The sequence below is a fragment of the Pirellulales bacterium genome, assembly GCA_033762255.1.
Classification (GTDB): domain Bacteria; phylum Planctomycetota; class Planctomycetia; order Pirellulales; family JALHPA01; genus JANRLT01.
In genome coordinates this window covers 35570-60207 of record JANRLT010000037.1, presented here as the reverse complement: position 1 = coordinate 60207, position 24638 = coordinate 35570, and the positions used below count along the sequence as shown (strand labels likewise).

Below are 24638 nucleotides of genomic sequence, written 5' to 3'. Positions count from 1 at the left end.
GCTACCCTGGGAATACCGCAAGCCAAAAAATTCTACCACAACGCGGTTGCGTCATGCGGAAATAACCCAGTAATACTGCATGCCTTCATAAATTGCTAGTTGCGCTACATTTAGCTAGAAAGTGTATTAATGATCAATTTTTCGTCCCTTTACAAAATACTAGCCCCCATTGATTCGTTCGAACGCGTCCAAGATTTATGCCGTGGCCAAGGCCAATCCCCGCAGCACACAATCACGCACCGCAGCGGCGTCCAATGATACAATCACTTCGGCATTATTGCGCCACTCGCGGACATTCCGGCGATCGGCGATCAATGCCCCTAATGCAAGCGTTCCCTCTGTTTCCACATCGATGGCGTGCTCTTGCGTCTCGAACAGTTCGGGATTGGTTAGAGCCACGATCGCCGCGACAGAGTTTAATTCTAGATCCTCGCGTCCCAGTTCTTGTCGTTGGGCCCGCATGGCATAGGGGATGATTTTTCTCAGAAATTTGCCCACGCGGGTAGTTTCCGCCGGTAACTGGTCGATAATCGCAAAGCTGAAACTGAGCTGCCGCGCCACATCGGCCGGAAGCAGCGTCTTGGTCATAGGAGATTTAACGGTTTGCCGCGCCGCAAACGGATCATTATAAAAGCTCAACTCCGCGGCGGGCGTGACATCTCCCGGTCCAAAAAAGGCCCCGCCGCTAATCAACACCCGACCGACCTGGCTTTGCCAATGGTGGTCCAGATGCATCGCCCGCGCCACATTGGTCAAGGGGCCCAGCGCGACCAGCGTGATATCCTCGGGATTTTCCCGCACCGTTTCGACCAGCAGCTTTTCGGCGGATAGCAGCTTGGCCAGGCCGACGCTGGGCAGGTCGGCGTTTCCCAGGCCGTCAGCGCCGTGCAGACGGGCGGCATCACCCGAGGTCAGTTGATCGACGTACGCCGCGCCGATCCGCGGCCAGCGGGGGGGATCCAGCGTTTCAATGATCGTCTGCACGTTTTTGGTGGCTTGCGCGGACGAAACCCGCCCCCCTGTCGCGGTGACCGCCACGACTTCTAGTCGCGGGTCAAACAGCGCGAGCGCCAGGGCCACGGCGCCATCGATTCCCGGATCGACGTCGATGATGATTTTGCGGGGCATATCCAGCCTATTATAAAAGTATGCTGCCCCTGAATTTTAGGGGCGGGGTGCTCCGCCTGACAAGCCAAATCTTGCCATGCGTGGTTTTCCAGTCCAAAACAATAAAAAGCAGGACCAGTCGTCGCGGATGCCCCCTTTTTTTCGCGCGCTGGTCGGCGCTAACCCCCTTCCGCCTCTGCCTGGGCAAAGACCAGCGCGATCACATCCTCGAGCGGCGGATCCTCCACGCTGACATCCGCCACCCGCAATTCCGACAATAATTTCGCCAACCGGGCGGGGACTTCGTCGCGGGGAATTTTTAAGCGGGCCATCGGCATTCTCAGCTCCTGCACCTCGCCATATTCCGCCAGCCGCGCCGTGGCCGGTTCTTCCGCCAGTTCCAGCGTCACCAGCTTGTGCCCGCTAAATGTTTCCACGATGTCCGCCAGCGATCCATCATGAATGATCTTTCCCTGGGCGATGATAATCACCCGGCGGCAGAGCGCCGCGATATCCTTCATATAATGGCTGGTCAACAAAATCGTGATGCCCCGCTCTTGTTGATACCGCTTTAAAAATTGTTGAATATTGTGCTGCGCCACGACATCCAGGCCGATCGTCGGCTCATCCAAAAATAATACCTCGGGCGAATGCAACAGTGACGCGATCAGTTCCATTTTCATCCGCTCGCCCAGCGACAGTTCGCGCACGGGCCGGGTGAGCAATTTTCCCACGCCCAAGAGTTCGACAAGTTCGTCGAGATTGCGTTGATAATCAACCGGCGGGATATTGTAAATTTCTTGATGCAGGCGGAAAGATTCCTGGGCGGCCAAGTCCCACCAGAGCTGGTTTTTCTGGCCCATGACCAGGGCAAAACGGCGGCGGAACGGATTTTCGCGCAGCCAGGGGACATGACCGAGGACCTGCGCGGTTCCCGCGCTGGGGGTGATGATACCCGACAGCAGCTTGAGGGTGGTGGTTTTTCCCGCGCCATTTGGGCCGAGAAACGCGACAAACTCCCCGCGTTCGATATGCAGGTCAATGCCCCGCACGGCGTCCACGGCGCGCTTTTCGGGTCGCCACAATCCGCGCACCGCCCCCCAAAAACCGCTTTGTTTGACGGCCACGGTGTAGGTCTTGGTCAGATTGGCTGCGGAAACAACCGGCGGCATGCCGCGATTATAGAATAGACCCCCGGACGGGTCGAGTGGGTGCCAGCGAGCCGCCCCGTTCATGAATTCCTGATGAGCGGCGTTCTCGACAAATGTGATTTCATCATCGCAAGCTGGTGCCTGCGGGCAATTCCGCCTGCCGCGCTAGTGTCAGATACTGCTCTTGATGGGTTTGAAATTCCTTGAGCGACGCGGCATTGGCAAACAAGAACATCCGCTCGCCGACGCATAAGCCATATTCGCGCTTACCCAACACATAATGCCCTTGTTGAGCCAAATAGACGGGATCATGTCCATAAAGCGCGGGGCTATATTTATCGGGACTCAGCAAGAATTTTTGCTGTTGCTCTTTTCCGGCAAAGAGATACGTCCGTCCCCGATGCACAACGCCAAAATCCAAATTTCCCTTGACCCAGGCTTTGGACCCTAGTTTGCGATGGTCCAGCAGGGTCACGGGGCAGTATCCATCCAGGGCCAAATGTTGGGGGCTTCCCGCGGCTTCTTGTTTGTTGCGCGGCGGGTTAAGCGTGGCCGCGCCGGTAGTTACCGGCGGCAACTGCACGGGGCCCAGCGGAGTTATCTCGGAGGGAACCGCCACCGCTAACGGGCTAGAAACAGGGGAAGCGGCGGACGCCGGGGGTACGATCGCCAACGACGCTGGACCGGGCGGCACAGGTACCGGGCTGGATGTAGTCGTCTTGGGCTGTGGCGATCCCCCCGTCAATGGCTGCCCCAAATACTTCTCGTAATTCTCTGTGCTATAAGCGGAGATCGCCGGGCTTGGCGGTCCCGCCGCCGCTGTTCGTATCGGATTGACCGAGGAAACAAGGGGCTGAACCAAGCCACCCGGGGGCGTATTCGAGGCGGTGGTAGGATTGGAAAACGGCGGTTGCGCGGTGATTGCGAGCGGATGGGGAAGGACTGGCGGGGAAGGCTGCGGGGGTTGGGCAGCAGGCAGGGATCCCGCTGTCGTCCCGGAATTGCCCGTTGGAACTATGTTTGAGGGGGAGGCAACCACACCGGCCGATGCCACGGGGGAGGAGACCGTGGGCGTATTTGTGGCCGGGGGAGTCACCGCTGGGGATGCGGATACACCCCGAGGCGGGATTGATCCTCCGACAACCGGTTGAAAGGGGATGCTATCAATTCCCGCATAACCACTGATTGCGGGAGTTGCCGCGGGTTGGGCGGGGGAAACTGGCACAACGCTAGCGGGAAGGGATGTTGCCGTTAGCGCAGGCCCAGTCCCCGAGGGCGTTTGGGGGGGGGCGCTCATGGGGGGAGCTGGGCTAACATGGGGAGCGTTCGCTTCCACGGCGGCGGGAGTCAGCTTTGGATTTGCAGCTGTTGTCGCGGCGACCGCCGCCACCGGGGAGGGGGCGGGGGGATTCGCGGGGTACTGAAAATTTGCCGCGGGAGCGCGGGAGATGGGTTGACTGCTCAGCGGGAACAGGGAACTGGCGGGCTGGTTGGATAATTGAGGTGAGCCTAAGGTAATTGCCGGGCCGGTACTTGGAACTACTTGGGAAACCTTGACAACGGTCGTATCCTGAACGCCGGTGGTTGCGGCGGTTTGGGAAGTATCGGCGCGAACAGTCGCGGGATCAGGGGTCGTCTTGGGCTTTTCCGGCGCTGTGGTGGCAATATGGCCGGGCAAGGTCGCGTCCTCAGGGTCAGCGTTTTTTGCGGCTGGAGTTGCGGGTTTGGCTGGCTGAGGGGATGCTGTCAAAGTTGTTGAGGAACTTGTCGCGGGCTGTTTCGTAGGGGAGGGCGTGGCCGCCAAGTCAGCCTTAGGCGTTTCCGCGGAAGCCAGCCCATTGGCAGCGGGTTCTAGGATCGGTTGTAAGAGCTTGGCTAGGGCTGCTCCCGTGTCGGGAATCGTTAACCGCAGCAGCTCTTGTTGTGTGGGGCTTTGCACTACGATCAGGGGCAATTGGGCCGGATCGGTGGCTTGAAAGTGCCGGGCGGTGTAGGGGACGTCGCGCACATTGATCCGCACGGGGATCGCCTGTTTTGTCAGTTGGCGGTGAACATCGGCATGGCGCAAGATGGTGTCTTCGCAGCGCGTTGTCGGGGCCGTTCCCGGCAAATAAAAATAGAGAACCACCGGCTGGCGCGTTACCGTGGCAAGCTGTTGGGCTTCCCGGAGATTGGTTTTCCAAGGAATAGCCGAACTAGCGGAAATTTCCGATTCGGTGGCAGCGGGTAATTCGGTATGTGCCGAACCACAGACCAACATGATCAACAGGAAACCGATTGGCAACGAGCGAAGCGCTAATTTCATCATAAAATCCCCATGGACTCTGCCAAAAAAACCGGCAGATTGAGACCTATTGGGACGTATCGGGCGGGATGATTGATAAAGGTTAGCGATTTTAGCGGACAATGGGGTTTTTCGCGATTTACCGTGTTTACCAGTCAGAACAGCAAAAAAGGACGTCGCTCCCCCTGGCCAACGGGCTTTGTTCTTTCCCAAAAATATTCCCGCACTTGGCAAATTCACCCCCCGGATTCACTTGACAGCGTGGGTGGGGACGTTATATTTCAAGGAGAGATTAGCAATTTGCCTTTGATCCTACAAAAGGCATTCGCTGGCCAACCCTACGTATTCTGGCCACAGTAACAAGACACTAGCAGTGGAGTTTTTTCTGCTAGCTGTTCGCTTGTTATGGAAAAGCTACGGCAAACATGCTTTTTTGGCTCTTAGCTGTTTATGGCATGACTTCTGCTAGTGGTCTTTCCTGAAAAAAAGTGGCGCGCTGTCATCACCTGTTATTTGTGTGCTGACCCTTTTGCGTTGATAGCTCGGCTGGCTTAAATGTTAACGCTGGCATCGTTGCTAGGTTGGCTTAGCCATTAATGCTGGCATAGCTGTACCCTGGCTGACCTGTAGATATTGGCCTACCTTGTAGATATTGGCTGACCTTTAGGCACTGGCTAACTTGGTATAAAAAAAGCATTGCCGCAAACATGGGCTTAGATGGGGAACACGGGGTGGCCAAGCCCGCCACTTATAATTGGGCTTTTCCGTTTTTTGAAACGTGATTCCTAAACGTCCAGAGCGTTCCTGTTATAGAACTGTTCCTGTTATTGAACTTTGACCTTTGTTATTGATGCGTGGAGTGATAGCTTTTTTTCATACAGGGGAATTGCTCGGCATACGGCCCCGCCGCATTCATAGAGCAACGGAAGGTTTGGCAGCGGGGGATTTGTCTCCGCGCTGAATGTCACGGCGAATGGCTTTTCGCCTGTGAGGCTTTCGCCGGTGGGCATATAGGCTTATAAAGCGGTGTTGGCACTTGATTAGCTGGCGTAGAGGCTGGCAGTTCTAGCAACCGTTTGTTGGGATGTCTTGCGAATTTTGGTGTTTCGCCTGGCGGATTTGTTCTATCCAGGCTCCGTGTGGGTTCGGTGGCCGCTGGGTGTGGAGTGCCCGGTGGCTGAATATTCTCTTTTGGCTTCTCATGAGGCCGCTTTTTGTCCCGCGCAGTTTCTGCCGGGCCGTATTAGGTGTTCTGTTATGACGCGTGGTCGAAAAAGTCCGGGTGGCGGTAATGGTGGCGGGCGGGCACGGGGGGGGCGTCCCGGTTCCGGGGGACATCCCGGCGGCAGACCGATGAATGGTCGCGGCGGCAGTCGTGGCGGAGCGCCCGGTCAAAGCTTTCGCCGTCCCATGTCCAGCAATATCCCGGTGGATAATCTGAATTACAACGAGCCCGTGGGGGAGGATATCGGCGAACCGCTCCCGCTGGAGCATGGCCGCGGCGTCCTCGAGATGCACCCCAATGGCTACGGTTTTTTGCGTAGCCCGAACAACAACTATGCCCGTGAACGGATTGATCCGTTTGTGCCCGGGACCATGATCGAAAAATTCCGCCTGCGCGAGGGAGTCATGCTATCCGGCATGGTCCAGCCGGGCCGCCGCCAGCAAGGCCCGCGGCTCAAGGAAATTTTGGACGTGGACGGCATGCCCCCCGAGCAATATCCCAACGTCAAGGTATTTGATAATTTAACGCCCATCAATCCTGAGACCTGGCTCAAGCTCGAGACCGGGCAGCAGCCGCTGACCACGCGGGTCATGGATTTACTGACCCCGCTAGGCAAGGGGCAGCGGGCGTTGATCGTCGCGCCGCCGCGCACGGGCAAGACCATGCTCTTGCAACAGGTCAGTGCGGCTATTTCCACAAATTATCCCAATGTTTATTTGATCGTGTTGTTGGTGGATGAGCGTCCCGAGGAAGTGACTGACATGAAGCGCTCTGTCCGTGGCGAGGTCATTGCCAGTAGCCTGGACCGCGATGTGGAAAGCCACGTGCGCCTGTCGCAACTGGTGATCGAGCGCTGCAAGCGCCTGACCGAAATGGGGAAGGACGTCTTTTTACTGATGGACTCTATCACTCGCATGGCCCGCGCGTTCAACAAGACCGTCCGTAGCGACCGGACCGGCAGCGGTGGTGTCGATATCCGCGCGCTCGACATTCCCAAGAAGCTTTTTGCCAGCGCCCGCCAATTCGAAGAAGGGGGCTCGCTGACCATTTGCGCCACCGCGCTGATCGATACCGGCAGCCGCATGGACGAAGTGATCTTTCAAGAGTTCAAGGGGACCGGCAACATGGAACTGGTGCTGGACCGCAAATTGGCCGACCGCCGCGTCTGGCCGGCGATCGACATCAGCCAATCCGGCACCCGCCGCGAGGAAAAACTGCTCGATCCCGAAACACTGCACGCCGTCACCATGCTGCGGCGGACACTCTCGACCATGCATCATGTCGATGCCATGGAACAGCTCACCACCCGCCTGGCCAAGTTCAAATCCAATAAGGAATTCATCAACTTGATCAGCGGCGCGCGGGCGTTGTCGGAGTAGGGCGGAACATGTTCCGCCATGAAAAAGAGTAGTTCCATCGATAAGGAAAGTCAGGCGGAATGGGTTCCGAAATGAAAAATCCAAATCCGTGATCATTATGATACTCTAACTGTGTCTGATCACGATCCGACCTATTGCCTAAGAGAAAAACATAGGACGCCGCGGTTCATGTTCCCCCTTACGGTATCATCCCCCCCCAGAACCATCCCGTCTTGGCCAGTACCGCCAGCGCCACCACCATTCCCGCCGCCAGCCAGCTAACCCAGTCCGACAACGCGTAAACCAGCGGGTCTTCGTTTAGCTCGCGCCGCTTGGCCACAAACCATAGCCGCGTCATCCAATACAGCATTACCGGGCAAATCATAAGTAGCGCCCAGTGGTTGTTATACAGCTTCTTCATATTGTCCGAGTTGACATACAGCGCCAGCACCAAAATCGACATATACCCCGCGGTCGGGCCGATGCTTTCGATCATGCTCAGGTCGTGGACGCCATAGCCTCGCCCGGGCGTGGCGGGTTGGTTCTCGTCCGCCAGGCGGGCCAGTTCGGCGTGCCGCTTGGCAAAGGCCAATGACGTAAAAAAGAAAATCGCGAACGCCATCAGCCATTCGGACACGGTAATGCCGGTCGCCACCCCCCCCAGCACGATCCGCAGGCAGTACATTCCCGCCAGCAGCAGTACGTCGATCACCATGTGCCGCTTGAGCCACAGGCTGTACGCCAAATTTATCAGCCCATACGCGCCCATCAACAGCGCGAATGACGGCGCATTCCCCCCTGCCCACGGCAGACCCAGTAGCGCGATGGCAAACCCCGCCGCGGCCAGACCAAGGCTCAAAAACGGTCCCCACGCTAGCGGCAGCGTCCCCGCCGCGAAGGGTCGGCGGCATTTATGCGGGTTGCGCCGGTCGGCGGGCGCGTCGAACAGATCATTTAGCACATACACCGCACTGGCACATAGCGAAAACGCCATAAACGCCACGCACGCCTGCCAAATTTTTTCCCCGCTACTCAATTGATGTCCCAGCACCAGCGGCACGAACAACAGCAAATTCTTGACCCATTGCGTGGGTCGGATCAACTTTAACAGCGCCCGCCAGCGCGGCGGCAGGGTGTGCCAGATTTGCACCGGGCGGCGTTCTTTTTGCAATTCGGCCCGCACGGTCCTGCCGGGGTTGACCGCCCCGATCGCCGCGGAGTTTTCCGCCCGCCAGATGGGCAAATCCACCCGCGCATCCCCCCAATATTCAAATTGTTCCCACCCCTGCTTGGCGCAAAACTCCTGGATGGCCGCCAGTTTGGCCGACCCCTTTAAATTATGCAGTCCATCGCTGGCCAACACCGCGTCAAATAGACCCAGATGCGCGGCGATTTGTTCCGCCAGCAGGCGGTCGCTGGCCGTGGCCAATATAATGGGCCGCCCGGCGGCTTTGGCTTCTTGAAGGGCCGTGACCACCCGCGCGTGATAGGGCAATTCCGCGGCATCAAATCGCACGCGCGAGGCGAGGTGCCGCTTGAGCACGGCCAGTCCCCGCGCGGCTAGCAGGGGGAATTGCAGCAGCACGGCGGGATGCTGTTTAATGGCTTGAAAGGCTGTTTCCTGGCCCATATCCGTGGCGATTAGCGTCCCGTCCAAATCGACAAAGAGCGGGATCACCTTGGTTGCGCCGGGCGTGGCGGCGGCGATCTTATCGGCGTCCGCGGCGGCTGGCTCCGGCTCGCTGCTAATTGGATAACTGGACATGCCCGCCGCCCACAATAAAGTTAGATAAAAACGCGTCCCGCCCATCCCTGGCCCCCAGGTAACCCCGTGCCAAAACACCCGGCTAAGCGCCTACTCTCCAGCATCAACCAATTCGTCGCGAGTGTCAAACGATCCATTGCCTAACAGGGGGAATTCCCCTGAATTGGGCGTGCCTAACGCTATAATCGATACAATCAATCACATTCCGCACGCTTCACCCACGATCAATTTTCCCATGTCCATGCCGCCTCCCCCTTCCTCCGCGGAACTAAATCATTGGATCGAACGCTTTCAACGGGGAGAACTATCCGCCGCGGCCCTATTGGCGGAATTGACCCGCGCTCAAACGGCGAATCTAGAACACACGCAGGTTGATTTAGATCGGCAACGACGCTGCGGATATCCCGAAGTGGTTTATAGCCCGGGAAAATCGGACTGGGCGCTCATCCAGATTGCCGAGGCACTTTTAGCCCAGCGGCAGCGTGTCTTGATGACCCGCATCACGCCGGAGCAAGCCGCCGCCGTGACAGCCGCCTTTCCCGCGGCGCGGCACAATGCGGTGGGCCGGACGCTGCGGATCGATCCCGGGGCAACCCTGGAATCTACGGGGGAAAATAATAATGCTACGGGACGGGTGTGCGTGGTCACTGCGGGAACCACGGATCTGCCCGTGGCGGAGGAAGCCCGCGACACCGCCGCCTGGATGGGTTGCGAAACGACGCTGTTTAGCGACATCGGCGTGGCGGGACCGCAACGCCTGATTTCCCGCTTGGCCGACATTCAAACCGCGGACGCGGTGGTGGTTGCCGCGGGGATGGAGGGGGCATTGCCCAGCGTGGTTGGCGGTTATGTCCGTTGCCCCGTGATCGCCGTCCCGACCAGCGTCGGTTATGGGGCGGCCTTTGGCGGGTTAGCCGCGCTGTTGGGCATGCTCAATAGCTGTGCGGCGAATGTAACGGTGGTGAATATCGACGCCGGGTTCAAGGCGGGCTACATTGCGGGCCTCATCGCGCGGCGAAGTTTGTAGAAGGCGAGGATTCGTCATCATGTCGCCTGTAGCGGCGAGATTCTATCGCCGAGTTAGCCGTAGGGGCGAGTTTTACTCGCCCATCAGGTTTTTGCCTTTTTGTTTATTGCCCTCCTACCGCGTAGCGGCTACAAAAACTAGCCCGGGTCGGGCAGCGACCATAAAGAATGACAAGCGGATAGTCACTTCTATTAAATTTCATTCGACTCTCTCGTTCCTCTTGTTTCTCTGTCTCTATTGCTTTGACAACGATTCGTTACGGATGAGTCGTTGGGCTCAAGCACACGTTTAGAGCGGCAAAAAACTTGGGCTAGCGCCCTATGGCTGATCTGCCTAATTCGAATATTTCACTTTGAAAAAGCACTAAGTTTACAAGCAAGCTGGGCATCTCACTTGAAAGAATACTATGAAATAGGAGGCTTCTATTCCCCGTTAGGGGACAAGAAAAACCTCAGTGAAAGTGAATAATGGAAGTCGCTCCACCAGCAGTGAACGCACGCCTTGATCGTCGGGCGCGGCTTTACTTATCGGGCTGGCTGGACCACGGAAATATCTTTGAATTCAAACGGGACGGATACGAGCGAATTTTCAGTGGCGATGTGAAATCTGACAAGTAAATCGTCTGGCGGTTTTGCAAAAAATACGATGGTCATCTGCTTTGTGCCGCCGCTGCCGCCGCCCCACGGACCTTGTGTCGGTAAGGCTCGTCCATCACGATCTAGAAATTCCGGATTGCCGATCACTTTACCGTAAGGATCTTTGATCAAATATTCCAATTTCCATACCCGGGGTGGAGTGGTGGCATCTTTAGGGTCGTGCAATTTCTGGAGTGTGATCTCAATCACCCCTGGTTGCAGAATGTCTCGCTTGAGTGGCACGCCGGCTTCCTTGGGGAAATTGGCTGTGACATTCGACGAGGGATCCTTAGCCGACAACATGAGTTCCAAATAGCCGCGGAGCAACTTTAATTTCTTGATCGAGCCGGGAGCATTGAGCCAAATCTCTCTCCTACGTGGGTGTTTAAACTCGTCTTTCTCCGTTTTTTCCAAAGGTCTGTCGTTGTCATCCGTGGCTTCTAAAATATGTGTGCGAATGGCCAGCACATCCGCCAGCTCGGGACCGCTCAGGCGATAGTGAATGATCACCGCCTCGCGCTCACCAGGCCGAGTCGACTGTACTTTGTCGAGAGAGACTTGCATGTTTGCCGCCGCAGGGGGTCTTAGCGCGGAGGAACGTTTGATTGGATCGTCATCGGGATCCAAGAATGAGACCACGCGAAAGCCCGCTTGATCACAGTCGATGCTGGTGGGATTTGCCCAGTGACGGGAAGCGGAATAACACTCCCAAGGAATGCTAAGCCAGGAACCGCCGCGGAGAACGCGCGCTTCCCGGACAAGATAGCCGCGCCCCGGACCGGTGGGATCGTCCACAGGCGATTCGAGATAGTAATCCGGCTTGTACCAATCCCAGCACCACTGCCGCGCATTGCCATGCATGTCATAAAGGCCAAAAGAATTGGGTTGGAATTTCCCCACGGACGAGGTCAGAAAGTAACCGTCACGGGCTTTCAGCGTTCCTCCATGATGCGGGAATTTTTCGTTCAAGGTGGCATCGCCCACATTGGCCACGGTGGCCAAGCTCTCGGGATTGTCGCCACAATGATAGCGAGTGGTAGTTCCGGCGCGGCAGGCGTATTCCCATTCCGCCTCGGTCGGCAGACGATACACTTTGCCCTCTTTTTTGCTGAGCCACTCGCAAAAGGCAACCGCGTCGCTCCACGTCATCATGACAACCGGGTGCTCGTCGGACTGTTCATAGCCAGGATTTCGCCAGGAAACATCTTTGAGAAAACCATAACTCAACGACTTGGCGTCAACGCCTAAAGCGCCTGGCGGCCGGCCATCGCGCCCCTCCACGACGGTTTTATAACCGGTTTCATCGACAAACTTGCGAAATTGACCGCGTGTGACGTGATAAGCGCCCATGTAAAATGGGCGAGTGATCCGCACCCGATGTTGCGGGTATTCTTGAGCAAAGCGTTCCGGTGTCAAGTTAAAGGCATGATAATTTGTTTTGTGAAAATCGGCCATTGATTCCGCGGTTTCGCCATTTCCCATCAGAAATTCGCCTGGTGGAATATAGACCAGCCGCATACCAAGGGAGTTTGTGATTGGCTCTTTCACATTCTCCGCCGGGGGAATAGTCACTGTTGTCGGCAGAGAGGCGGTTGCCAAGGCAATTGAGAAATCGCTTGCGAGAATCAACAACAAACCAATGATTGCGATCGGTTGACGAGCCATGAGTTTTAGCCAAAACTTTGGAATGGGTTAATGACAGCCTAACGATCCTACCATCAGGGTGAAGATGTGCACGGAAAATTGCCTGGCAAGTATATTTGTCAAAGCGAATTTAAATTAATAATACTAGATTATCCGCGAATCACGCTTTTGCCAAACGTGAATTCGACTCGCCTACAAAGGGGAATTGTTTTTACTGCAGTGAGAATCGGCTGCCGGCAACGGGGAGCCCTGGTCGTTAACCGGGTAGCCAAGTAATTTGTTCCATGACCGCTTAGCTGCAGAAAACACTTCTTGATCTACCTCCGCTCCATCCAGTGGGCGTTTGGCACGCTGCACACTCCAGTGCCATCTGCGGTAGGAGAGTAAGAGCCAACAACCAACCACAACAGTCCCGTCGAACGGATGGCACATACGATCGCGCACGGGGCTTATTTCTTTTTCTTGGCCAGATATTCCGCGATAATTCCGGCCGGGTCTTCCTCAAATGCCTCTTTGCAACCGGTGCAACAGACAAAGTAGGTCTTCCCCTGGTAGCTCACTTCAATTGTTCCCAACCCCCCCGTGACGATGCATTCTGGTCCGGCGGCCCCTTTGGCAAAATTCCCGCCCAGGCGCGTCAGGCCGACTTCCGCCAGGCGTGAAAATTGCTTTCCGGCGGCGCGTTCGTACAGGACCACTAGCCGGTCCCCCTCCGCCAGAGTCTTGATGGTGATGCGCGCGGGTCGGTCGGTGGGGGGTGGATTGTCCGCGGGTTGTTTCTGGGGTTGGTCCGGGGGCTGCGCAGCGGTTGTAGTTGGTTGTTCGGCTGTTTTGCGCAGCAATACCAGCGTCCCTTCTTTATCCCGCGTGGCGGCGTAATCCTCGATGGTTTTGCCGTCGGGCAGGGTTCCTGCGATCATAAACTGGTCGGGTTTTTCGCCGGGTGTGATCAGCAACTGCGAAAAGTATTTGCCATCCGTCAATTCCAGCCGCAGCGCGGTTTGGTCCGGCGTAAAGCTCCAGGCACAAGCGGCGGTCTCTCCCCAGGCGCCGACATTCGACCCACGTTTGGGCAGGCCGACCCCTTTCCACTCCCCCACGAGGGTTTGTAGCGGGGCGAGGGCGAGTTTGGCTTGTGGGGATTGCTCGGAAGCTATTACAGTAAGATCAGTAAATAAATATGCCACAACGGTTACAATCAGCCGAGCAGCATAACAGCGATGAAAAAAAATTGGCATGGTTAAGAGTTGGGTAATTTTCTCTGGAAAACAAGTAAGTTCAAACCACATTACAAATGCCACTAACAAATTATGTAAGTCGCAAGACAAGAACCACCTGCTAGCGTCATTTTCGCATCTTTACCAGGAAAATGCCGCCTCCATTGAGGTTTCGCCCCTAACTTTCTATACTCAACGGCTTATTCCTAGGATTTTACCATTGGCACCTGTCCGTGAGTCAACGTTTTTTGCAATTTTGGAGAGTTTCATGCCTGATTTGATTCCCCCCCATGGCGACCTGCCCGCGCCGGTCAACCGCACCGTTCCCGCCGACCAAATTTCCTCGTTTACCGCCGGGGCCGAGTCGCTGGTCAAAATCCCCGTCAGCGACGCCGACCTGTCAACCGTCTACCGACTGGGTGATGGGGGGCTGAGCCCGCTCGTCGGATTTATGAATTCCGAAACGTACAACCGCGTGCTGGACGAAGAGCACATTGTCCATAACGGGGCCAAATACGCCTGGACGATTCCCCTAGCGCTGCCTGTCACCGCCGAACAGGCTGGTTCGTTAAAAACCGGCCAAAAGGTCGCGCTGGTCAATTCCGCTGGAAAGCTGGTCGCCACACTGGCGATCAACGATATCTTTCCCTGGGATAAACCGCGCTACCTCAAGAGTGTCTATCTGACAGAACGGACAGACCACCCTGGCGGCGACATGGTGTTAAAGAATGATGCCGAAAAAACGCATCTGCTCGGTGGCGAGGTCGAAGTGCTTCCCCAGCCGAAAAACGCCAAATTCGGCAAATACGTCCTCTCGCCGGCGGAAGTGCGCCAGTTGCTGGCCAGTAAGGGCTGGAACCGCGTGGTCGCCTTTCAAACCCGCAACCCCCTGCACCGGGCACACGAATACGCCCTGGTCTATGGGTTGGAACACCTGCTACGCGAAGGGCATAACGCCGGCGCGTGCCTGAACCCCCTCATTGGCGAGACCAAGGGGGATGATGTCAACGCCGAAATCCGTATGCAAACCTACGAAGCGCTCATCAACCAACGCGGCCTGGGGGAAGGGGACAGCGATACGAGTCTGTGGAGCGCGCGAAAGGAATCCGTGCCGGATCGCGTGATTCTGCTTGGCCTGGATATCAAAATGTTTTATGGCGGGCCCAAGGAAGCGGTCATGCATGGCATTTATCGGCAGAACTTTGGCTTTACCGATATTGTGATCGGGCGCAAGCACGCCGACGCCCCGTATGCCGATGGCACGGCCATTTGGGGGGACTTTGACGCGCAAGAGATTTTTAGCAAGCTCAAAGGGGACCTAAAAATCAACCCCATCAAGGTCGGCTTTGCCGCGTACTATGAGTCTATTGGGCGGGTCGATCTGTGCGAACGGCACAAAGAAGAAAAGCCGTGGTCCATCTCGGGCAAGGACATCCGCGCCACCCTGCAAGGGGGCAAAGAGGTCGATCCCCGGATCATGCGCCCCAGCACGAGCAAAATCCTAGCCGCCGCCATGGCGGGGAAGTAGTGTTTAGTGAGTAGTGAGTAGTGGGTGGTGGATAATGGATAGTGGGTGGTGGATAGTAACTTTGCGCTTCCCCACTCAACACTGTCCACTAACCACTATTCTTCCCACTGTCCACTCAGCACTACCCACTACCCACTCTTCTTCCCTCCCCTCCGCTTAGCGTCGTCGGGTGAGACTGGCAAAGATCGCTTGGCGAATGGTGCTAGTCGCCGAGCTATCACCGGACTCTCCCCCATTCCCGTGCCGATGCCGCAACGCGGTAAATTCGCGCAGGGTCAGGTTGCCATCGCCGTCCTTATCCAGCTTGTTAAAAATTTCTTCCGGCGTGGGAGCGTTTTCCGGGCGGTCCTCCCGCGCTCCGGCGGCAAATTCCTCCAGCGATAAACCACGACTCCCGTCGGTGTCCAATTTCTTAAACGCTTGCAAGGGATTGGGCCGCGGATCGGGCCGGGTGGAAAATTCGCGGAAGCTCAAGTTGCCGTCGTCGTTCCTGTCCAGCTTGGCAAAAATTTCTTCCGGCGTGGGAGCGTTATCCGGGCGGTCCTCCCGCGCTCCGGCGGCAAACTCCTCCAGTGACAAGCCGCCACTGCCATCCGTGTCCAGCTTCTTAAAAATTTGCGCCGGCGTGGGCCGATGATCCGGGCGGATCGTAAATTCGCGCAACGTCAAATTGCCATCATCGTTTTTGTCCAATTTGTCAAAAATTTCCTCTGGCGTAGGGGCGTTTTCCGGGCGGTCCTCCCGCGCTCCGGCGGCAAACTCCTCCAGTGACAGGCCGCCGCTTTTATCGGTGTCCAGCCTTTTAAACAGATTCTCCGCCACATGACCTTGTCCGGCCCCATGCCCAGGCTGGCCAGCGTGCTGGGGGCCAACCTGATTTGTTCCGCCGCCATTTGCCCCCGCGAGATTGCCGGGTCGCGGCGGCATGAGCGAACCCAGGGTGTGGCCGGCCAACATTTGGCGGGCTTCCAATTGTTCCAACAAGAATCGACGGTGTGTGCGCATCGGCAATGTTCCTTTTCCCTAAGAAATTATCCCCAACTGGCCGCGCTGCCCGAACGAAGGGCGGGTCGGAATCGACAAAGCGTCAGCCAGGCCTCTGACTTAAAAAACGGAAGAAGACGCGCGAGTCGCCGGAATTTTTGCCGCTGGGCGAAAGAAAACGGAATCCGTGAAGAAAAAAAAGAACACAGATTAGACTGATGAACACTGATAAAGTTAAGTGAGCGAATCTCCCCGCTGATCCGCGCAAATCACTAAAATCAGTGTCCTCTGCGGGCTATTGCCTATAGGAAAACCGGAAATTTGGAGAAATTAGGGAATGTAGCAAAATCAAGCGAGACCTAAGTTTGTCAGCCAAGGTTAATTAGTACTAGGTTTGCCTTAGTGGTTCTTTCCTGGGTCAAACGCCAATTACGCGATAATTGGCTGAACCTGACAGTGCTCCGAAGGCGTAGAACGCGCTGCCCAGGTGACTAGCTTTTCTTTTTTCTAGCGACGCTTCCTTATCGTGAGATAGAACATGCACAGTCCCGTGGCGGATGAAGAGTTACTAGCCAAGCTCGCGGCGGGAGACCGCGACTCGCTGGCGCAGTTGTTTGATCGTCAACGTCCCGCCCTGCGGCGCATGATCGAGCTGCGGGTCGATCCCCGGCTGGCGGGGCGGGTGTCCCCCTCCGACATTTTGCAAGAGGCGTACATCGACGCGCAAGAGCGGTTGCCCCACTTTTTAAGCAAGCCCGGGTTTTCCATCGGCGTCTGGCTGCGGCTGATCACGGGGCAATGCCTGATTGACGTGCATCGGCAACACCTGGGGGCGCAGATGCGCGCCGCGGGGCGCGAACAGTCGTGGGAACAGGCCTACGCGCCGGCGGCCAGTTCGCTTTGTCTGGCCGAGCAATTTGCCGCGCGCATCGCCACGCCCAGCCAGTTTGCGGTCCAAGCGGAGCTAGTGCGCCAGTTAGAGACGGCTCTGGCGTCCTTGGAACCGCTGGACCGCGAAGTGTTGACGCTAAGGCACTTTGAGGAATTATCTAATAACGAAGTGGCGGAGCTACTGGGCCTGCAAAAGCAAGCCGCCAGCAAGCGCTACGTCCGGGCCCTGGCGCGATTGCAAGCGGCGTTGGGAGAGTGAGGGAGTAGTGGAGTTTGGAGTAATGGAGTTTGGAGGAGTGGAGTTGCCGTTTTTTTGTGTTCTTATTTTCTTGAGGTGTACTATGGGATTAAAAAGTTATCGTGACTTGGAAGTCTGGAAAGTTGCAATGGAGATTGCGGTGGAGATTCGCCAGTACTCGGAGAAAATTCCCAAGTCGGAACTTTTTGGGTTAACCTCCCAGATTCGTAGCGCGGCTTTGTCCATACCCTCTAATATCGCCGAGGGTTACGCAACGGGAAAAACCCGTGTTTGGCTGCGGCATTTGGCAATCGCCGGGGGCTCATTGGTCGAGGTTGAGACTCAACTCATCTATTCCCAAAGAGTAAAACTGGGGAATAGGGATTTAGCAAAGCAGCTTTATCTCAAGCTACAGCAGTTAGGTAAGCAACTGCGTAAACTGCGTTCGTCTTTGCAAAAAAAGGATGCGAATTCCAAACGAAAAAAGTAAACGGAACTCCATTCCTCCATTCCTCCACCTCTCCAAAATGTCCGATCGCGATCCCCTTGATCTCCTGGCCGAGGAATTCGCCGCGCGGTGCCGCCGCGGAGAATCGCCCACACTGCGCGAATACGCCGAGCGCTACCCCGAACTGGCCAGTGAACTGGCGGAAATGCTCCCCGCGGTGGCCCTACTCGAACGCTGCAAGCTATCTGACGTCGTCACCGGCGACGCTGCCCCGCCCCGGCAAATCGGCGATTATCGCCTCATTCGCGAAATCGGCCGCGGCGGCATGGGCGTGGTCTACGAGGCCCTGCAAGAATCGCTGGGCCGTCGGGTCGCCATCAAGATCTTGCCCGCCCATTTTCTGCAGAATAGCGCCCGTGTGGCGCGGTTTCAGCGTGAAGCGCGGGCGGCCGCCCGGCTGCACCATACAAATATCGTGCCGATCTTTGGCGTCGGCAGTGAACAAGAGCTGCATTATTATGTGATGCAATTAATTCCGGGCCAGGGACTCGATCGGTGCATTCTTGCGCGGCGGCAAAAGAGCGGAAAGATAAACGAGAAGTCCGCTCCTGCCACCGAGCGCCCGGGACAGCGGGACACCAGGGCGTCCACCCCGATTTCTTCCACCGACGCGCCCGTGGAATCGAGAGAACTTGATTTTTCTCCGGCTCCGCTTTCTTCCCGGCAATCCTGGGAGCGGGCCTTGCGGATGCAGGAAATTGATCCGCCCAAGTATGTATGTGAGTTGGGCATGTCCGCGTATTTGCGGCAAATTGCCAGTTGGGGATCACAGATTGCCGAAGCGCTGGATTATGCGCATCAACAGGGAACGCTGCATCGCGATCTCAAGCCCGCCAATGTATTGATTGACCAGGAGGGACTGGCATGGCTGACGGATTTTGGCCTAGCTAAGGTGGTCAACGATAGCGAGCTAACGGCGACGGGAGACATCATTGGCACGTTGCAATATCTGGCTCCGGAATGCCTGCAGCACGCCCCCGCGACGCCGCAAAGCGATGTGTATGGGCTGGGGATGACGTTGTACGAGGCATTCACCTTTCGCGCGCCGTACACGGTGACGCAGCCAGTCGCTTTGCTCAAACAAATTAGCGAGACTTCGCCACCGCCGCCTCGGCAGGCCAACCCCGCGATTTCCCGCGACCTAGAGACCATTATCCTGAAGGCCATCTCCCGCGAACCGAAGCAGCGATATGCCACGGCGGGAGAACTAGCGGCGGATTTGCACAATTTTTTGAACGGGAGGCCGATTACCGCGCGGCGCAGTTCGTTCGTTACGATAGCCTGGCACTGGTGCCGCCGCAATCAGCTTACCTCCGGCTTGATCTTTGCCGCGTTGGCTTCGTTGGTGCTGGCGGCGGTGGTGGGGTGGATCGGCTATTGGCAAACGACCTCCGCCCTTTCGCGCGAATCCGTTTTGCGGTATCAGGCCGAAGTCGCCACGCAAAGCGCTGATCGCAATGTGCGGCTCTCGCTAGCCGCCTTTGAAGACCTGTTTCAAAAATTTAGCGACAGCCCGGGCGAATATCGCGCCGCGTGGCTGGAAGAACTGCTGCGTCCGGCCCCTGCCCTACGTCTGGCCGATGCCCTCCGTGATGGTCTTTTGGAACAAAGAAATTCCGCCGAGGAAGCCGAAATTTTGACCGGTATCCTGGACTTTTACCAAAAATTCGCCTCTCAAAACATCACCCACGGCGCGCTGCAAAGCGAGGCGATTCGCGCGTACCACCGCGTGGCGCAAATTCAGCGCCGCCTAGGCCGGACCGAGCAAGCCCGCGCCGCCCTGGCCACGGCGCGGGAGTTGTGGGACGAATTAATCCCCGCCGAACAACAACAGACCGCTTGGCAGCGGGAATGGGTGCAGGTGCTGATCGATTCAGCCCAATTGGCCAATGCCGCCGACCCACAGGCTGCGCAAACCCCCCTGGCCTGGGCGACGACAGCCGTGCAAATGGCGGAGGGACTGGCGCGGCGGGAAGGGACTCGTCTTAACCGCGCGCTGTTGGCGCAGGCCCTGGTGCAGCGGGCGTTATGCCGGGATAAATCGGGGGACTGGCGGCGGGCGAGTGAAGATTTTTCACGGGCGGAACAACTGGCGGAAGAGCTCGTGCGGCAGCGGCCCCAGTTTCAATTAGAGTTGGCAGCGCTGCGGCTGTTATACGCCCAGGCAAAAATTCGCCATCAGTCCGCGACGGAGGCGGAAACGCTATTACGTCAATCGATCCGCGCGATTCAGCGGGAAATAAGCCCGCCTTTGCAATTGCCGCCGCTGGCATTGCAGGGTTTGGTAAGGCTAGAGGTGGAGCACTGGCTGGCCTTGGCGGAGATATACCGCGCTGTGCCGGACGTGGTCAAAGAGCGCGAGGCGCTGGAGCAAGCGCGGCTGGCGACGCGTCGTCCCCTGCAACCCGCCCGGCGGCTGCGACCCCGCCCGGGGGAATAAGGGGAGCTTAAGCGATAGCTACATTCCAAGATCTTGGACTACATTTCACGAGCAATTTTGGCTCTATTCCAGGGTGATATGGTGTGACGTAATTCTCTTTCATCACTCCAGCCCATACTGGCCCGCCATCGGGACCTCCAGGCCGGTTCGCTTGCCAAAGCGCGTCTTGGGCAAGAAGCGCGGTTCAATGTACAGCATCACGCCAATGTTGTCGCGGGTTTGGTCGGCGTTGAACGCCGCCGTGACCAAAAACGATTCGCCGATGCGCGTCAAGCTGAGCGACTGGCCCAGATACCCATTATCGCTCAGATCAAAGCTCAGCCCGGCGGAGCCGACCCATTTGGGGCTGAGGCGGTAATTGACGCTGGCCAAGAGGATATTGCTGCTGATCGGTCCTTCCAACGATCGAAACCCAACATAGATATTTCCCCGCGCGGGACGGTTGAGCTGCGCTCCCACGCTAAAGTATCGCTGGCCATCGCCAAAAAAGTCCGCCGCGCCACTGGACATCAGCGTGACCCGGTCGCCGACATGCCAGCGAAAGTCATAGTCCAGCAGCCCCGCCGTTTCACCAAAGTTTTGGTCATCATCGGGGAAAAGCTCAAAATGGGTGTCCAAAATGACATAATCGATGATGCGCCGGTTGGCGGGGGGACCACGTTTGGTTTGCCAGCGTTGGCGCAGACCCAGCCGCGCGACGGACAGGTCGTCCACGATCTCGATCGGCCCGGTCACGTTATCCTGCAGGCCCCGCCGCACGCCATAAAAGCGCTCGTCAAAGCGGGCTGGCACCGGCGCCGGTCCGCCAAAATCTTGAAACGCCAGCCGTCGCCGAAAATGCTGCACGTTGTCATCGTCGATTTCGTCGTATAGCGGTAATTCCTCGACATTTTGGCTGCTATCCGTGTAAGAATATTCCATGTCAAAGTTGACCTTATGCGCCAGGCCATGCACGTTAAATAGTTCGCTTTCCACCTCGGGATAGAGGGCCCAGAATGGCAGCGTGGTTCGCACGCCCGCCTGACCGTACACCCGCTGCAGGTCGTTGCCGCTGAGGTCTTCGCCCCAGTGCGCCGCCTCCCCCAGGATAAATGGGACAACTTTGATATCTCCCACGGCCAGCGGATATTCCAGCGCCTGCCGCCAGGCAAACCGCTCGCCATTGGTGTCCGCCTCGTACGGTAGCGGGCTGAACGTGGCGGCATCTTGCGGCGCGGTGGGGGTCGTCGCCCTGCGCTGTTGCGTGTAGCCCCCCGTCACATGCCCATAGGTCGTCAGGCGGTCCTCCCACAACGACTGCCCCAGGGCAAAGTAGTCCAGCCGAGGCAGTTGCGACGTTCGCAGGAAGAAGTCGTTGGGATTATAATCGACCGCCAGTGCCAGCGACTGGTTATCAAATGTACGCTTAAGTTCAATACCGGTGATTTGGTCCTTTTGATCGTCCCATTCCCGCTCAAAGTATTGCTCCAAAAAATTTCGATCGGAAATTAGCCCCAATTCCGCCGTGACTTGCCAGCCGTTGTCCAGCAGTTGTCGATGCTTGCCCAACAGGCGATAGCGCTGGTCTTCTTCTGGAATCAGACCCACGCGATCCGTCCCCAGCGTATCCAACCCGCTATCATCGACATAAAACGCGTCAAACAGACCAAAGACCGGCGCCTCTTGGCCGAATAAAAAGTCCTGGCTGTAGGTAAAACGCGTCCCCGCGTTAAATCCCCGTTCGCTCATATAGCCCAGGTCAAATTCCCAATCCGTCCCCTCCGGCGGACGTGAGATGCCAAATATTTGATAAGCGTTAAAGGTCACCGTGCCATACGTGCCAAAGACCTGGTCGTTGCCAATGTTCACGTCCTCGACAAAGTAGGTGGGATTTTCCAGGTCGGTGACCAGTCGTGGCCAGTAAAAAACCGGTACTCCCCCCGCCAGCACGACGTTATTGGTGCTGGTGACCTGCTGCTGATGATCGACTAATTGCTCCCCCGTGAGCGCGTTGATGGCCGGTTGTCCCGTGCGCGGATCAAGCAGCGGCACTTGATTGTCCACAATCGTCAATTCCCCCGCGCGAAATTCATACGTTGGCATGGCCAGGCGGCTGGTCGTTAGCGACGCCCCTTCGGCGGCAAAGCGGGATTCGTCCAGTTGCCGCAGCACGTTCGTCCGCAAGCGCACCAGCCCGGCGTAATTCCGCACCGGCGTGAGCAATTCGGCGTTTAGGATCACGCCATTGCGCAACCGCACGTTGTAATACATGGCCTGAGCATAGATGACTCGGTCCCCTTCGCGAAAGACAATATCCCCTTCCAGGTAAATCTCCAAAGGCGCGTCCCCCGCCTGCGTCAAGCCATCCCCGGCCTCCGCCAAGTTCCCCTGATACCAGACCACCACTCGATCCGCTGACAGGTCGATCGTCCCCAAATTACCCAATGCGGGGTTTGTCCCCGCCACGCCATCGATTCGGACCTGCACGCCAGAGTTGATCGTCAATATATTTTCCACGCCCCCCGGGCTTTGCTGAAAGTCGATCTGTAACGGCACCGCGCTGCGGGGAAAAAACTGCACCCGCCGCGGACCCGCGGAGGTGGCCACTGGCCCGGTCACGGGAAACTGCCGCGGATCGGGGTTGAATTCGGCGAATTGTGTGCGTTGGATCGCCTGCTCCGTGGCTGGGTCGGCTGTGACGGCATCCTCTGCCGCGGGTTGCAAAATCGGCCCCGTTTGCGGACCAGGGGGAGCCGGAAAAATCGGTTGGTTCGACCCAGTCCCGGTTGCGGGTAACGCCCAATAATTCCAGGCGCGTTCATAGATTGCGGGACGGGGAAGTTGACCAGCCGAGCCACCAGAGGACGCGACTTTTGGAGAGGATGCCGCTGGGTTGTCGTTCCCCTGCTGCGGGCCCGGAGGCTGGTCCACCCGATTGCGCTGCGAGGAATCGGACACAAGTTGCGTTTGTATCCTAGGCTCGTGCCAGGACGAAAAACGCCCCAACCAGGCGGCGGTAGTTTGCTGATCACTGGGCTGCAGGGTTGGTTGCGCGGTCCCCGTGGCGGGACCACGAATGAGCGTCACCTGCCCTTCGGCATACGCCATCATCCGCCAGTGCGGCTGTGTGGGCGTGCCGACATTTTCTATCCACAATACCAGTTCATTCCCCGTCACCCGATTTCCCCCCTGGGTGATTTGGCAATCCCCCCCCAGAGACCAAACCTCATAAGCCCCCTCGCGCCAATGCTGGCCTTGCCGGGCCGAGATCGTGATGGGCGTTTCCAATTGCTCCGCGGGGGCAAAGTGAATCTCCGCCAGAACGGGTTGCCATGGGCCCACTAAGCACCACAACCAGGTGGTCACGGCCGCCGCCAACAGACTGCCATTGATATTGGCAACTATATGCATTTTGCCGTTGCGCGCACCGCCACCCAGCGCGCTCCTGCGAGCGCTTGCTAACAGACTCCAGCGTTGAAACTGCCTTATGAACAACCGCAGAAGTGCTTCCTTGCCAATTTACAAATAACAACTCGTGGGCGGCCGCGGCATGCGGAGCCTCGAACCAACCGAGAATTCGTTTTGCGCCGGCGCGCAAAAACTTTACAGAAAAGCGGTGGAAATTGTAAAAAGTCGCCAAAAAGGAGGCAAGGGAGGTTGTCCAAACGGATGCGCGAGTTAAGTGATTCAGCTACTTACACTTAGAACAGAAAATTGCCGATATTCCCCACATCGGCCCTGCAAATACTAGCTAGGGAATTAAATCAATACTCCGCAAATCCGCAAGCAGCTAGCAGAAAGCTTACCCTCCAGCAGGCAATAAACTGCGCAACAGTTCAGAAAAAAACGCTAGCATAAAATGCTAGGATATGTCGCCAAACATCCGCCAACTAACGGGTAGTTCCGCCGTCCACATCAATCGCGCGCCAGTCGTGGGATGTGTCAGCGTCAACCGCCGAGCATGCAGGGCAATCGATTCACGGGCAAATGCCCGCGTGCCGCCATATTTATGATCCCCCCAGATGGGCCAAGTTCGCTGGCTGGCTTGGACCCGGATTTGATGCTTGCGCCCGGTCAAGAGAGTAATTTCCAGCCAGGTCGCCGCTTGGCCCCCCGGCAGAGTCAATTCACGCCTTGTTTCATAACGTAACACGGCTTCATCCGCGTGGGGTGTGTGCGGTGAAGTTACCTCCATCCGCTGTCGCTGGTCGTTTTTTATCAGCCAGTCCCGCCATTCGCCGCTGGGGGGTCGCACCCGGCCTTCGAGGATCGCCCAATATGTTTTTTCTGTTTCACGGTTGGCAAACTGACTGCTTAACCGGGCGGCGGCTTTGGATGTGCGGGCCAGCACAATGACGCCGCTGGTCACTTGATCCAGGCGGCTAACCACGCCCAGGTAGACATTTCCAGGTTTATGATAGCGGCGTTTGAGGTCGGCCTTTGCCCAATCGACCAGCGATGGTTGTCCAGGCGCGGCTCCTTGAACCGTCCATCCCGCGGGCTTGTCCAGGACCAACAAATGGTTGTCCTCGTGGATGATGCGGGGCGGCGGGAGTTGGTTATGGGGCATGCGGGTTAGCGAGAGCCTGGGTAATTCAAAGCACTCGGATAGACGCATCATCTAAGCCACCGAGGCACTGAGTGTACAGAGTTTTTC

At 57.2% G+C, this 24638-nt stretch carries 15 protein-coding genes; 6 read left to right on the top strand and 9 right to left on the bottom strand.

Features of this window, described 5'->3' with window-relative positions; genetic code table 11:
* Nucleotides 1–195 precede the first annotated feature (195 nt).
* The 3 genes from SFX18_10805 to SFX18_10795 all read right to left on the bottom strand — a co-directional run bounded on the left by SFX18_10805 (nt 196) and on the right by SFX18_10795 (nt 4563).
* Nucleotides 196–1128 (bottom strand): nucleoside hydrolase, encoded by a 933-nt coding sequence (locus SFX18_10805; protein ID MDX1963635.1) that lies wholly within the window; start codon nt 1126–1128, stop codon nt 196–198.
* A gap of 158 nt (nt 1129–1286) precedes the next feature.
* The gene (locus SFX18_10800; protein ID MDX1963634.1) at nt 1287–2279 is read right to left on the bottom strand and encodes an ATP-binding cassette domain-containing protein; all 993 of its coding nucleotides are present in this window, start codon (nt 2277–2279) and stop codon (nt 1287–1289) included.
* A gap of 103 nt (nt 2280–2382) precedes the next feature.
* Nucleotides 2383–4563 carry a hypothetical protein gene (locus SFX18_10795; GenBank protein ID MDX1963633.1) on the bottom strand — a complete coding sequence of 727 codons (2181 nt, stop codon included), beginning with the start codon at nt 4561–4563 and terminating at the stop codon, nt 2383–2385.
* A gap of 1236 nt (nt 4564–5799) precedes the next feature.
* Between SFX18_10795 and rho the strand changes: the two genes are divergently transcribed.
* A complete protein-coding gene (gene rho / locus SFX18_10790) occupies nt 5800–7146 on the top strand; it encodes a transcription termination factor Rho (GenBank protein ID MDX1963632.1) in 1347 nt (448 codons plus the stop codon).
* Nucleotides 7147–7324: 178 nt separating this feature from the next.
* Here rho and SFX18_10785 read toward each other — a convergent pair whose 3' ends face one another.
* Nucleotides 7325–8890 carry a UbiA family prenyltransferase gene (locus SFX18_10785; protein MDX1963631.1) on the bottom strand — a complete coding sequence of 522 codons (1566 nt, stop codon included), beginning with the start codon at nt 8888–8890 and terminating at the stop codon, nt 7325–7327.
* Between the two features lie 235 nt (nt 8891–9125).
* On the opposite strand from SFX18_10785, the gene larB reads away from it, so the two are divergent.
* Complete coding sequence (larB, locus tag SFX18_10780) at nt 9126–9917, top strand: nickel pincer cofactor biosynthesis protein LarB (GenBank protein ID MDX1963630.1); 792 nt, start codon at nt 9126–9128, stop codon at nt 9915–9917.
* Between the two features lie 524 nt (nt 9918–10441).
* Here the strand turns inward: larB and SFX18_10775 are convergent.
* Nucleotides 10442–12151: a formylglycine-generating enzyme family protein gene (locus SFX18_10775; GenBank protein MDX1963629.1), complete on the bottom strand. Its 1710-nt coding sequence runs from the start codon at nt 12149–12151 to the stop codon at nt 10442–10444.
* A gap of 494 nt (nt 12152–12645) precedes the next feature.
* Nucleotides 12646–13434 carry a hypothetical protein gene (locus SFX18_10770; protein MDX1963628.1) on the bottom strand — a complete coding sequence of 263 codons (789 nt, stop codon included), beginning with the start codon at nt 13432–13434 and terminating at the stop codon, nt 12646–12648.
* 247 nt (nt 13435–13681) lie between these two features.
* Between SFX18_10770 and SFX18_10765 the strand changes: the two genes are divergently transcribed.
* Nucleotides 13682–14941, top strand: coding sequence for a hypothetical protein (locus tag SFX18_10765; GenBank protein ID MDX1963627.1), 1260 nt, complete (start codon nt 13682–13684; stop codon nt 14939–14941).
* A 156-nt stretch (nt 14942–15097) separates the two neighbouring features.
* Here SFX18_10765 and SFX18_10760 read toward each other — a convergent pair whose 3' ends face one another.
* Nucleotides 15098–15946 carry an EF-hand domain-containing protein gene (locus SFX18_10760; protein ID MDX1963626.1) on the bottom strand — a complete coding sequence of 283 codons (849 nt, stop codon included), beginning with the start codon at nt 15944–15946 and terminating at the stop codon, nt 15098–15100.
* Between the two features lie 517 nt (nt 15947–16463).
* On the opposite strand from SFX18_10760, the gene SFX18_10755 reads away from it, so the two are divergent.
* From SFX18_10755 to SFX18_10745, 3 genes are read left to right on the top strand one after another with little or no spacing between them, the layout of a single operon-like run.
* Nucleotides 16464–17075, top strand: a complete 612-nt coding sequence (locus tag SFX18_10755) for a sigma-70 family RNA polymerase sigma factor (GenBank protein MDX1963625.1) — start codon at nt 16464–16466, stop codon at nt 17073–17075.
* Between the two features lie 7 nt (nt 17076–17082).
* Entirely contained in the window at nt 17083–17544 is a 462-nt protein-coding gene (locus SFX18_10750; protein ID MDX1963624.1) for a four helix bundle protein, read from the top strand.
* 37 nt (nt 17545–17581) lie between these two features.
* Nucleotides 17582–20002, top strand: a complete 2421-nt coding sequence (locus tag SFX18_10745; GenBank protein ID MDX1963623.1) for a protein kinase — start codon at nt 17582–17584, stop codon at nt 20000–20002.
* A gap of 102 nt (nt 20003–20104) precedes the next feature.
* Here SFX18_10745 and SFX18_10740 read toward each other — a convergent pair whose 3' ends face one another.
* Together SFX18_10740 and SFX18_10735 are read right to left on the bottom strand one after the other, a co-directional pair.
* The gene (locus SFX18_10740) at nt 20105–23392 is read right to left on the bottom strand and encodes an organic solvent tolerance protein OstA (protein ID MDX1963622.1); all 3288 of its coding nucleotides are present in this window, start codon (nt 23390–23392) and stop codon (nt 20105–20107) included.
* Between the two features lie 451 nt (nt 23393–23843).
* On the bottom strand, nt 23844–24602 hold the full coding sequence (locus SFX18_10735) for an RluA family pseudouridine synthase (protein MDX1963621.1): 759 nt from the start codon (nt 24600–24602) through the stop codon (nt 23844–23846).
* Nucleotides 24603–24638 lie beyond the last annotated feature (36 nt).